The following is an 11,780-nucleotide window of genomic DNA, read 5'->3' as shown; positions in this document are numbered from 1 at the left end:
TCATCGCCAGCCTCGTCCTCCGCCTCAGGTGACACTTACAGGACACGCGCTAGGCAGAAGATGCCGATGAGCAGCGACTTCTTCGAGTACTTCAACATTTCAACGGCTGGCAGCGCCGCCTCATTTTTGTCCTTCTTCACTTCTGCGAGTTCAGGGGATTCGGTCAGCCGAAGTCTGATGAAAAGTCCGATTACGACGAGCACCGCGGAGATGAGGAAGGGAATGCGCCATCCCCAGGACATGAACTGATCGTTGGGCATCAGTTGGACGAGGAAGAAGACGAGGCTGGAGAGAACCGATCCGGCGGGGACGCCGGCTTGCGGCCAGCTGCCGTAGAAGGCCTTCTTATGCGCAGGTGCGTGTTCGACAGCCATGAGCACAGCACCACCCCATTCACCGCCAACGCCGAATCCCTGTACTACTCGCAGGAGCACGAGGAGGACGGGAGCAGCCACTCCGATCGTTGCGTACCCGGGCAGGAGGCCGATTGCGAAGGTGGCAATACCCATCATGAGAAGGGAAAGCACAAGCATCGATTTGCGGCTGAGTCGGTCCCCGAAATGCCCGAAGATCAAGCCGCCCAGCGGCCGGGCGACAAAGGCGACTGCGAAGGTACTCAGTGAGGCCAGCTGCCCCGCTACCGGGTCCAGGTCGGGAAAGAACTGTTCATTGAGCACGAGTACTGCCGCGGTACCGAAGAGGAAGTAGTCATACCATTCGACGGTGGTTCCGATAAAACTGGCGAAAGCGACTTTGGACGGATTGCTCGCCGCCCCATTCCCGTTCCCAGACGCTGCAGTCGCGCTGTTCGCAGGAGTATTGAGTTCTGGATTCGTCATTGATCCTCGTACCTCTATATCTGATCTGTCTTCGTTCTCTTTACAAATTCCGATGCCCGCCGCCCGTCTGCCTGCTCAGCCGTGGCAAGCAATCACCCCGGTGCGATCCCCGTCCACGGCACCAGCTGCTCGACTGCAGCGGCGACGTCGAAGGCCGTGCGGTCGTCGAAGGGATGGGCGATGACCTGTAGGCCCGTCGGGATTCCGCAGTCGGCCATGCCGGAGGGCACGTTGACGATCGGCACCCGGTTGCAGATGTTGAAGGGCATCGTCATGTGCGACTGCCAATAGTGCTCGAGCCGCACTCCCCCGCCGTCGCCGCCAGCGCCATTACCAGCACCGACTTCTTCCCGGCCCACACCGTTCGAGTCGATCGTGATCCCGTCGAGGTAGCTGGCATCGGCTTCGAGTCCTGCCACCGCCGAGGTGGGGGCCAGGAGGACATCGAATCTCTCCATTGCGGTCGCAAGTTCCGCCTGGATCTGCGCCTCAGCGGCCAGCCCTTCGTAGAACGTATGACGGCTGGCGACCGCCTCGGCGTCGGCCATGATCTGGAGCGTGTAGTCGGCCAGCGTGTCCTCGTGCCCGCGCGTCGCGGCCCGCATCGCGGGGGCGAGGATATTGCCGAAGTGCGTGAACGCGGTTTCGAAGATCCGCTCCGCCGTCCACGGCAGTTCGACCTCTTCGACAATTGCCCCCGCAGCCTCGAGCGCCGAGGCGACCGCCCGGGTATTGGCGATGATGTCCTCACCGACGGGGAAGTCACCCAGGCGCAGGCAGAGAGCGATCCGCTTCCCCTTCAACCCTTCGACCACCTCGGCGGAGGTGGCATCGAAGCCGTCGAGGAAACCGGGTGAGGTGATGGTGGCGTGGTCGCTGGGATCGACGCCGACCATCACCCGGGCAAGCAGAGCGGTGTCGGCGACGGTGCGCGCCATCGGTCCGTCCCCGCGGTACCAGTCGGCGGCCAAGGGCTGGACGCCGGGAATCCGACCATAGGGTGCCTTGAATCCGACGGTGCCGGTGAACGCGGCGGGCAGCCGGGTCGATCCGGCGATGTCCGAGGCTGTGGCCAGGGGCGCGAAGCCCGCCGCCAGCGCCGCGCCCGAGCCGCCCGAGGACCCGCCGGGCGAGAGTTCAGGGTTCCACGGATTGCGGGTCACGCCCCACATCGGGGAATGGGTGACCGTCGCGCAGCTGAGTTCCGGCGAGGTCGCTCGGGCATGGACGAACCCTCCGGCTGCGCGGATGCGGGCGATGATCGCCCCGTCTGCTCCGGCCACGGTGTCGCGTTCGTGGATGAGCCCCTGGCTCAGCGTCCGCCCGGCGATCGCGTGCTTCTCCTTGGCGATCACGGGCAGGCCGAGCAATGGCCGGGCGGCGGCCGCCTCGGTGAGCTCATCATTCGATGCGTGTGCGTAGAAGCCTTCGGCCTCCCTCGCCGAGGTGACCGCCTCCTCCACGACCTCCGTGACCGCATTGATGCGCTCGTCCTCGGACGTGATCCTTCCGATCTGGGAGGTGAGGTATTCGACCGGGGAGAGTTCCGTCGACCGAAACTTCGTCAGTGCCTCGCTCGCGGACAGTGCCCAGGGTTCGCTGTTGGTCATGCGCGTGCCTCGGCGACGGATTTCCCGACCCACACTTCACCCTCGCGGTCCTCACTGAGTTCACCGTTGACCAACTCCGTGGCGACGTTGGTGAGGACACCGAGGCCGCGGATCATGTCCTCGTCCGTAGTGAACTCGCGTTCGCAGTGGGAGACGCCGTCGACGCTGGGCACGAACATCATCACGGCGGGCACCCGGTGGTTCATGGCCACGGAATCGTGGCCGGCCATGGTCTCGAGGCGCCGGATCGACAGCCCCTCGTTGGCCACAGCCTTCTCGGCCAACTCGACACCGGTCTCCGGGAAATAGAGCTTGCCGCGGACGTCGAAGTCCTCAACTTTGATGGTGATGTCGTGGTCCAGGGCGATGCTCGCGATCTGCTGGTGCAGGGAGTCCCGGGCGGCCTTGACGATGTCCGGGTCCGAGGAGCGGAGGTCGGCGACCATGTGCACGCGGCGGGGGACGACGATGGGTGAGTTGGGTTCGACGACGTGCTGGCCGACCGAGGACACGAGTGCTTCGTCGGCGAACTCGTTGACCACGTCGGCGACGGCGAGGACGATCTTTGCGCCTGCGACGAGGGCGTCGTGGCGATCGGCCATGGCGGTGGCGCCGGTGTGGGACTGTTCGCCGAGGACGTCGATGTCGAGCTTCTGCGTGTACCAGCTGGATTCGACGACGCCGATGTTCGTGGCCTCACGCTCGAGTATGCGGCCCTGTTCGATGTGGATCTCCGCGTAAGAGATCGCCTCGGGTGGGGCGTCGGTGCCGTTGTAGCCGATTGCGGCGAGCGCCTCGGCGACTGACGTGCCTTCGAGGTCTTGGACGGCAAGCATCTCGTCGAGGTCGAAGAGTCCGGCGTAGACGGAGCTGCCCATGATGGACGGGGCGAAGCGTCCGCCTTCCTCGTTGAACCAGTTGACCACGGCGATATTGAATCGGGGCTTCTGCCCGGATTCGGCGACGTTCTCTTTGACCCGCAGGGCTGCGAAGAGGGCTGCGATGACTCCGTAGGCACCGTCGAAGCGACCGCCCAGAGGCTGGGAGTCCAGGTGTGAACCGATGAGGACGTAGGGGGCGTCGGGGACGAGTTCGAGGCAGGCGAACATGTTGCCGATCGCATCCACGCGCACCTCGAAGCCGTTGCCTTCGGCCCAGCCGCGCATCCAGTCACGGCTCTGCTTGTCCTCGAGAGTCAGTGCCTGCCGGTCGACGCCGTCGTTGTCGGTGGCGCCGAATGTGGCGACGTGGTGGAAGTCGGTGAGGAAGGCAGCGTCGCTGGACGCTGCCGCAGACGAGGAGGCTGCGGTCGAAGTTCCGGGGGATGCTGTGGTCATGGTGCGTCTCTTTCTCTTGCGAGTCTGGTGCTGAAGTGGGATTCGGATCGCCGAGGTGGCCCGGCGGTCACCCCAGCCGGCCCCGGGTCTCGGGGAGGCGGGTGACGAAGATGAGGACGAGGACGATCACCGCGCAGATGGTCATGTAGAACCCTGGTGCGGTGTTGACGCCGGTGATGTCGACGAGCCAGGTGCCGACGAACGGAGCGGTTCCGCCGAGGATGGCGTAGGAGATGTTGTAGCTGATCGCTGCCGAGGTGAAACGGGTCTTCGTGGAGAAGCGCTCACAGAAGAAGGTGTAGCAGCCTCCGCCGTAGCAGCACAGGGAGATGACGAAGATCGTCTGCCCGAGGAATGCCAGGCCCATATTGCCGCTGGTGACCAGGCCGAAGGCGGGGATCGATGTAATGGCCAGGAGGATGGAGCCGGCGATGAGCATCGGCTTGCGTCCGACCCTGTCGCCGATGGCTCCGGCGATGGGAAGGAAGATCGTGTAGCTGGCCATGGCGATGGCATTCGTCAGTAGTGACTGTTCGCGGGTGAGGTCGCCGGTGGTCTGGATGTATGTGACGAAGTAGGCCGAGAGCATGTAGAAGCCCAGGGCGGTGAGTCCGAGGACGAAGAAGACCTGGAGCATGCCCACGGAGTTCTCGCGGAAGGAGTCGCGGATCGGGCTGAACTCCTTGGGGCGTTCGGCCGCGGTCTTCTTGAACAGATCGGACTCGTCGGTGCGCGAGCGGATCCAGAGACCGACGGCCGAGAGCGGCAGAGCCAAGAGGAAGGGAATGCGCCAGCCCCAGGAGTCGAAGGAGGCATCGCTCATCACCGTCGAGAGCAGCAGGATGAGGCCGCCGGCGAAGACAGAGGGCAGTGCGGTGGCGGCGAGGGTGATGTTGATCCACAGTCCGCGCTTGCCCACCGGTGCGTGTTCGTAGACGAAGGAGGGTCCGCCGACCGATTCGCCGCCGGCGGAGAAGCCCTGGCCCAGTCGGGCGAGGATGAGCAGGATGGGCGCGAACCAGCCGATCTGGTCGAAGCCGGGCAGGATGCCGATGAGAGCGGTGCAGATGCCGACGAGGAAGATCGTGACCGTCAGCGTCTTGCGCCTGCCGACCTTGTCACCGAGGGCACCGAAGAACAGTCCGCCCAGGGGCCGCATAACGAAGGCAACGCCGAATGTCGCGAAGATGACGAGCAGGCCGGTGACCCGGTCGCCGTCGGGGAAGAAATACTCGGAGAGGATGACGGCCGAGAGCCCGTAGAGCGTGAAGTCGTAGAACTCGACGAACTGGCCGATGCTGCCGCCGACGAGCACCTTCTTCTGCATGCTCGTGGTCTTGCCGGACTGTTTCGGTTGTGTCGTGGGCGTCGCAGGTGTCGCGGACATAGAAGCTCCCTTGCCTAGTCCTCAGGTGTGGGAACCATTGTTGCCCGGCTTCGTGCATCAGTCCAACAGATACTTTTTAACCTGGCCATAGATCTACTTGATGAGCCGTAAGTCCAGTTGTTGAGTGGCGCGGGTATGCGCCCGAGCACGCTGCCGTGCGAGACTGCTCGCAGGCTCAAACTCGCAGTCACACAACTGCGCGAGGCCCCATACCCACAGACCACTCAAGGAGACGAACTATGTGCCGAGCAGTCACCTGCACTACCTGCGGCAAGACGACCTGGGACGGATGCGGACTCCACATCGACTCCGTCAAGCGCGAGGTTCCTGCACAGCAGTGGTGCGGCGGCCATGATCCGGAACCCGAGCAGAAGGGCAACCTCGTCCAGAGGCTGTTCGGACTCGGAAACTGACCCCAGAGACTCGGTCCCGGAGCCGTCCATCTCGGGCCGGCTGACTAGCCCGGGCCTGCCGTCGGCCTACTGCTCCGCGGGTCCCAGGATCTCCCTGGTCAGTTCGCTGAACGCACGCGCTCGTCGGCTCAGACGTACCTCTTTGGGCCACACCATGGACAGGTCGATGCTCGGGAAGTCGTCGAGCAGCGGCACGTCGACGGTCATCGATCCGATGTACGTTCCCGAGGACACGCTCTGGCTCAGCAGCGAGTATCCGTGGCCCATCGCGACGAATGATCGGACGGTCTCATAGCCGGCGAAGCTGTGTCGCACTTTCGGCACGATGCCGGCGATGCGGAAGAGCTCATCGTAGTACTGCCGGGAGAACGGCAGATCGAGCTGAATGTAATCCTCCTCGGCGAGTTCGCGCAGATGGATCGGGTGCGGTCCATCCGCTCCCCCGCCGAGGTGGTGGTCGAGTGCTACGAGGGCGTGCGGGTGGACGACGTCGATGAGGAACGAGTCGAAACGGTCGGTCAGTCCCAGCGTGTACGTCAGCGCGATGTCGCAGACGCCGGCGATGACTGCTGTCTGCAGTTCGTGGAGGTTGGCTTCGAAGTAGTTGACTCTCACGTCGGGGTAGCGTTTTTCGAACTCCGCGTGGATGAGCGGCAGCCTGGTCGGGGCGATGGGCGAGAAGACCCCGACCGTGAGATTGCCGCTCAGCGACTGGGCCAGTCCGTGCGCGGTCTCCCCCAGTGCGTCGGAGGATTCGAGGAACGGATTGACCTCGAAGAGGAAGCGTCGGCCTGCGGGTGAGAGCACCACGGAACGATTCTTCTGGCGGATGAAAAGGTCGATGCCCAGGGTCCGCTCGAGCTGGGCCATGGCTGTCGAGATCGCCGATTGGGTGACGTTGAGATGCTTGGCCGCCTCGGTCATGTTCTCCCTGCGGGCAACTTCTTGGAAGTATCGGAGTTGGACGAGAGTGAAGTCGAGGGCCATAGACGCAATCATCCCACTCGACGGCACAGACACCTCTCAACCGGTGCACGGCCAATGGAATGTCTCTTCAGGGGGTCGAGGAAATAGACTTGCATCGTGCTTGCCAACCCTGCGGTCGATAACCTGCCCACGCTGCCCCATGATGTTCTGGCTTCCATCCCGAGCCCGAGCGTCTCCAGCTTCTCGCTGGGCCCTCTGACGATCCACTTCTACGCGCTGTGCATCCTCGCCGGCATCGTCATCGCCATCGTGCTGACCAACCACCGACTGGTCAAGCGCGGCGTGCCTGATTGGGAGGTCCTCGACATTGCGACCTTGGCCGTCCCCATGGCCATCGTCGGGGCCAGGATCTATCACGTCATCACGCACTACACGGACTACTTCGGCCCTGGGCGCAATCCGTGGAACCCCTTCGAGCCCGGTTCCGTGTGGGCGATCTGGGAGGGCGGAATCGCCATCTTCGGATCACTGATCGGCGGCACCCTGGGCGCGCTGATCATGTGCCGCCGGCTCAACATCAGACTCTCAACTCTCCTCGATGCCATCGCCCCCGGGCTGATTCTCGCCCAGGCTTGTGGACGCTTCGGCAACTGGTTCAATCAGGAGCTCTTCGGTCAGCCGACGACTCTGCCCTGGGGTCTGGAGATCGATCCGAACAATTCGGCCTTCCCTCCAGGACTGCCCGTCGACACCCTCTTCCACCCGACGTTCCTCTACGAAGTCATCTGGAACAGCCTCGGCGCCCTGGTTCTGCTGTGGCTGGGACGCCACGTGTTCTTCCAGTGGGGACGCCTCTTCGGCATGTATCTCGTCTGGTACGGCGCCGGCCGCATCGTGTGGGAATCCATCCGCCTCGACCCCAGCTTCGTCGTCCTCGGTCTGCGCACCAACGTATGGGCAGCGATCGGCGCTGTTGCCCTGGGTCTCCTCATCATCGGCATCCAACGAATGCGGCATCCCGAGCCCGAGGAGTCTCCGTTCATCAAGGGCCGGGAAGTCGAGCCGGAACCCGCGGACTGATCAGCGCATCAGAGCCGAGCGATTGACCAACCTACCCAGCCGGAGTCGCTGTTTCAGGCGACCAAGGGCCCGCCGGTCTTCCAATACCCGAGGAAGGAGATGCGCTCCTTCGCGATTCCCAGGTCCTTCGTCAGATAGCGCCTGATTCGTGTGACAGCACCAGACTCTCCGGCGATCCAGATATACAGGTCCTCGCTCAGATCTTCAGGGGCACGGCGGCCTCCCCATTCCCGGGACAATGTTTCGAGCCCAGATCCGGGGCCCGTGATCGGCTCGCGCACCAGCGCCCTGTCACCGGTCGGCAACAGGTTCCCGTCGAGCGGGTTCGATGCTTCAGCGAGGATCTCGACCTTCGTGCCTTCGCCGAGGCTGCGGTGGATGTTCGCGATCGCAGGGAAGGCCGTCTCGTCGCCGATGAGCAGCAGCTCGGCCGCCGTTCCCGGATCCCAGTGGAGCCCGTACCCGGTGAATCCATTGCGCACGTCGGGGCCGTTGATGACGACATGATCTCCCACCCCGACTTCTTGAGCCCACTGCGATGCGGGCCCCGAGGGGTGATGGATGAAGACGTCGACGTCGACTTCGCGCGCTTCGGGTCGAACCCCCGACGGAGTGTAGGTCCGCAGCACATTTCGCTCGTGCGCCGGCAGCTGTCTCCAGCGCGCGTACCAGTGCGATGGATGCGGTGTCGGATCCGTGAGCAGTCCGAAATCAGCGATGCTTCCGTCCGGCAAGGGGAAGACCAATTTGATCCTCTGGTCGAGACCCCATGGAGCAAAGTAGTCAAGAGTCTCGCCCGTGAACGTCACACGAATGAAGTTCGGTGCGATTTGAGCGATCGCGGACACCGTGACCGGAAACGCCGTATAGGCCCACGGTCGAGGCGCCTCGACTTTCATGCCTGATCGGCGAGGTAGCTCTCGATGTCATCGAGAACCTTATGAGCGCCCTTCGGCCCCACCCCAGAGACCCAATAGCTGGTGTCGACAGACGTCACGGAGGGAAACGCGTTCGAGTTTCCGGCAATCACCTTAGGCACAGCGGAATCGTCGCTGACATCGTCTGCGGTGACGAAGACGGCGTCGGCTCTGGCGTCGACGGCGTTCTCCGATGAGATATCGGCCTGCAGTCCGTCGGCCCAATGCTGATCAGGAATCGAATAGCCCACGCATTCGAGCAGGCTGCCGGCGAATGAGTCCGGACCATAGAGACTCAATGTCGTCCCGTCTCGCGGCCGAATCATCTGTGCGGTCTCACCGTCGATTCCGTATTCGGCTTTGATGGATTCGCACCGCTCGTCGACCTCGGCGAGGAGCGCCTCGGTATCGTCCTTTCGGTCAAGGGCATCCCCGATCAGAAGCGCATTGTCCTTCCACGAATCGGCGTGGTTGGCGATGAAGACCGTCGGAGCAATCGCATCAAGCTCGTCGTAGAGCTTCGAATGCCGTGATTCGGTGCCGAGGATAAGATCCGGCTCCAGAGCCGCAATAGCTTCAAGGTCCGGCTCGGGCACCGTCCCGACGGATTCGATGCCGTCGACGCCGAGGTAGTCGGGAATGCCTGCAACGTTGCTCGCCACTGCCGCACCTAGCGGTGTCACACCGAGCGCGACCGCGGTGTCGAGCTCGAGGGGTTCCAGGGTCACGACCTTGTCGGTCTTCGCAATGATTTCGGCAGTTCCACGCGCGTGTTCGACCGAGTGCGTACCTGCCCCTTCATTCGGCTCCGCTGCACGGCTGCCGCTGTCGCATGCGGTCAGGACGGCGAGGAGACTGATTGCGACACCGATTGCAGCTGGTCGGAGTCGGACTGCGGTTGGGTTCATGGTCAACTTCCGTCACGATGAGCGGTCGCACAGCTAGCGCGACCCGGCCATAGGTAAGGCTACCCTGACCATGAACCAGGGGCCAGTCTTAATCAGACCATGGATCACTTCGAATTGGTCGGCCGACGATGACCGATCAGCCCTCAGTGATCCACTCCTTGAGCAGACCAAGGCCCTCGTTGATCTGGTCGAGTCCGATGCCGGAGTAGGCCAGACGGATGTAATGCCGGTCCTCCCCTCCCTGCCTCCTGCCGAAGTGCTCGCGGGTGCAGAAGGAGACTCCGGTGTTGTGCAGCGCCTCGGTGGAGAAATCGGCGAGGGTGGAAATCCCCTTGGCTTCCATCGCTTCGGTGACATCGGGGAAGACGTAGAATGTCGACCCGGGAGTAGCCACGCTCATTCCCGGTATCGAGTTGATGATCGAGCATGTGGCATCACGGCGTTTGCGCAGCACCTCGAGCATCCGCCCAACGGAGTCCTGCGGTCCTTGGAGCGCGGCGATGCCCGCCCACTGGACGTATTGGGTGGTGCAGGATTCGTCGTTGGTGTTCATCGTGGAAATCGCCCCAGCGACCTCCGGTGGTGCGACGGCACAGCCTAGCCGGGATCCCGTCATCGCGAACTTCTTGCTGAATGTGTAGAGGATGACGGTGCGCTCGCGCATACCGTCGAGTGCGGCGATGGACGTCGAACGGCCCTTGTAGCGCATCTCGAAATAGGCTTCGTCGGACAGAACCCAGAGGTCGAATTCCTGCGCGATCGCGGCGATCGCCTCACGTTCGGCATCGGTGGACTCGGCCGAGATCGGGTTCTGCAGGTCGTTGTAGATGATGGCCACTGTCTTGTCATCGATGGAGGCCCGCAGATGGTCGAGGTCGATGGCGAACCCGTCGTCAGTGGGCTCATACCTGTAGGGAAGCGCGGTCCCGCCGAGGTACTCGATCTGGGATTCATAGATCGGGAACCCTGGGTTGGGGTAGAGCACGCCCTCGCCCGGATCCATGACCGCCTGGAGGAACTTCGTGATCACCGGCTTGCCACCGGTGGTGACGATCACCTCGGCGGGGTCGATGCTCATGCCTCGCCGGGATCCGATGTCTGCTGCCAGTGCCGCACGCAGCTCCGGAATTCCGGGGCCTGGGCAGTACCCGGTTTTGCCATCTTTGATGGCCTGATCCATGGCTTCGACGATGTGGCCGGCCATGGGGAAATTGAGGTCGCCGAGGTGGAAGGGATAGACCTGGTTGCCCTGAGCCTTCCATTCGGCGGCGGCCTGGGCGACCCGGAACGCGGTCTCGGTGCCCAGGTTGTCCAGGCGTTGAGCGGTCTTCATTGTCGGCTCCTTCAAACGGGTGGGATGTCTGCGGTCCGGCGTCCTCATCCGAGACGGCATCGACGTCCTGATCCGAAGCGAGACAGCAACGGAATCAGCGACCGTACTTCACACGATAGAGGACGTGGTCAAGATATGAGTCGTAGCCGGAAAGCCGCGAGCGGGTCCGCCTAGGATGGGCTCATGGATGTCACGATCTCCTCCTTGGCTCAGCGACCGGATCTTCTCGACGCGTTCAATCAGCTAGAGAACACCTGGCCCGAGTTCATGCGACACGACCCCATCGGGAACCTCTATTACCGACAGGACGTTCTCGTCCAGTTCGCCGAGTATGTGCTCATCGCCCACACCTCAACGGATGAGATCGTGGGCAAGGCGCATTCGATTCCTGTCTACTTAGACGGCGATCAGCTGCCGATTGACGGATGGGACGGCGCGATCCGCCGCGGGATCGAGACGAAACTGACCGGGAATCAGCCCAATGCTCTGGCCGCACTGGAGATCTTCGTCAGATCCGACAAGCAGGGCCTGGGGTTGTCCGCGACGATCCTTACCGGCCTGAGAGACCACGCGAAGAGCTTGGGTTTCGCCGAGGTGATCGTCCCAGTTCGCCCCAATGGCAAAGACGACATCCAGGAGCCGATGGACACCTACGCGTTCCGAACCCGAGACGATGGCCTACCCGTCGATCCGTGGCTGCGCACGCACATTCGTGCAGGTGGACGCATCGATGGAGTCGCACCGCGTTCGATGGTCATTACGGGGACTCTCGACGAGTGGCGGGCGTGGACAGGCCTGCCGATGGACGCGTCGGGCTCGATCGACGTTCCGCATGCTCTCGCGCCGGTGCTCTGCGATGTCGAGCACAAGACTGCTGTCTACATCGAGCCGAATGTGTGGGTTCGCCACCGTACCGGGTTATGAGGCCCGCTATTCGCTCGGAGCGATGAACAGCTTCCTCAAGATGGATCTGGCAGGTATTTTTCCGTCTCGTGTTTTGGAGACGAACCCATACGTCACACGGCAGAG

11 protein-coding genes are annotated in these 11,780 nt (G+C 63.1%); 3 read left to right on the top strand and 8 right to left on the bottom strand.

The window, feature by feature from the left end; translation table 11 throughout:
- Nucleotides 1-35: 35 nt before the first annotated feature.
- From INT40_RS15715 to INT40_RS15700, 4 genes are all read right to left on the bottom strand, one after another.
- Nucleotides 36-839: an MFS transporter gene (locus INT40_RS15715; RefSeq protein ID WP_114384795.1), complete on the bottom strand. Its 804-nt coding sequence runs from the start codon at nucleotides 837-839 to the stop codon at nucleotides 36-38.
- A gap of 92 nt (nucleotides 840-931) precedes the next feature.
- The gene (locus INT40_RS15710) at nucleotides 932-2,449 is read right to left on the bottom strand and encodes an amidase (RefSeq protein WP_125240331.1); all 1,518 of its coding nucleotides are present in this window, start codon (nucleotides 2,447-2,449) and stop codon (nucleotides 932-934) included.
- Nucleotides 2,446-3,786, bottom strand: a complete 1,341-nt coding sequence (locus INT40_RS15705; protein ID WP_193096489.1) for a M20 family metallo-hydrolase — start codon at nucleotides 3,784-3,786, stop codon at nucleotides 2,446-2,448. Before INT40_RS15705 ends, INT40_RS15710 begins: the two co-directional genes overlap by 4 nt.
- Before the next feature lie 67 nt (nucleotides 3,787-3,853).
- Nucleotides 3,854-5,173 (bottom strand): MFS transporter, encoded by a 1,320-nt coding sequence (locus INT40_RS15700; protein WP_226830416.1) that lies wholly within the window; start codon nucleotides 5,171-5,173, stop codon nucleotides 3,854-3,856.
- Nucleotides 5,174-5,412: 239 nt separating this feature from the next.
- Here INT40_RS15700 and INT40_RS15695 point away from each other — a divergent pair, with 239 nt between their 5' ends.
- Nucleotides 5,413-5,586 carry a hypothetical protein gene (locus INT40_RS15695; RefSeq protein WP_096162499.1) on the top strand — a complete coding sequence of 58 codons (174 nt, stop codon included), beginning with the start codon at nucleotides 5,413-5,415 and terminating at the stop codon, nucleotides 5,584-5,586.
- Between the two features lie 66 nt (nucleotides 5,587-5,652).
- Here INT40_RS15695 and INT40_RS15690 read toward each other — a convergent pair whose 3' ends face one another.
- Nucleotides 5,653-6,573 (bottom strand): LysR family transcriptional regulator, encoded by a 921-nt coding sequence (locus INT40_RS15690; RefSeq protein ID WP_193096488.1) that lies wholly within the window; start codon nucleotides 6,571-6,573, stop codon nucleotides 5,653-5,655.
- Nucleotides 6,574-6,669: 96 nt separating this feature from the next.
- Here INT40_RS15690 and lgt point away from each other — a divergent pair, with 96 nt between their 5' ends.
- On the top strand, nucleotides 6,670-7,593 hold the full coding sequence (lgt, locus tag INT40_RS15685; RefSeq protein WP_193096487.1) for a prolipoprotein diacylglyceryl transferase: 924 nt from the start codon (nucleotides 6,670-6,672) through the stop codon (nucleotides 7,591-7,593).
- A 53-nt stretch (nucleotides 7,594-7,646) separates the two neighbouring features.
- Here lgt and INT40_RS15680 read toward each other — a convergent pair whose 3' ends face one another.
- The 3 genes from INT40_RS15680 to INT40_RS15670 form a co-directional block, all read right to left on the bottom strand.
- On the bottom strand, nucleotides 7,647-8,492 hold the full coding sequence (locus INT40_RS15680; RefSeq protein ID WP_193096486.1) for a siderophore-interacting protein: 846 nt from the start codon (nucleotides 8,490-8,492) through the stop codon (nucleotides 7,647-7,649).
- A complete protein-coding gene (locus INT40_RS15675) occupies nucleotides 8,489-9,418 on the bottom strand; it encodes an iron-siderophore ABC transporter substrate-binding protein (protein WP_193096485.1) in 930 nt (309 codons plus the stop codon). The genes INT40_RS15680 and INT40_RS15675 overlap by 4 nt, the downstream gene beginning before the upstream one ends.
- 136 nt (nucleotides 9,419-9,554) lie before the next feature.
- Complete coding sequence (locus INT40_RS15670) at nucleotides 9,555-10,751, bottom strand: pyridoxal phosphate-dependent aminotransferase (protein WP_193096484.1); 1,197 nt, start codon at nucleotides 10,749-10,751, stop codon at nucleotides 9,555-9,557.
- Nucleotides 10,752-10,934: 183 nt separating this feature from the next.
- On the opposite strand from INT40_RS15670, the gene INT40_RS15665 reads away from it, so the two are divergent.
- Nucleotides 10,935-11,675 (top strand): N-acetyltransferase, encoded by a 741-nt coding sequence (locus INT40_RS15665; protein ID WP_193096483.1) that lies wholly within the window; start codon nucleotides 10,935-10,937, stop codon nucleotides 11,673-11,675.
- Nucleotides 11,676-11,780 lie beyond the last annotated feature (105 nt).

It is taken from the genome of Brevibacterium sp. FME17, from assembly GCF_014897515.1.
Taxonomy (GTDB): Bacteria; Actinomycetota; Actinomycetes; order Actinomycetales; family Brevibacteriaceae; genus Brevibacterium.
This window is presented reverse-complemented; position numbering and strand designations above follow the sequence as displayed.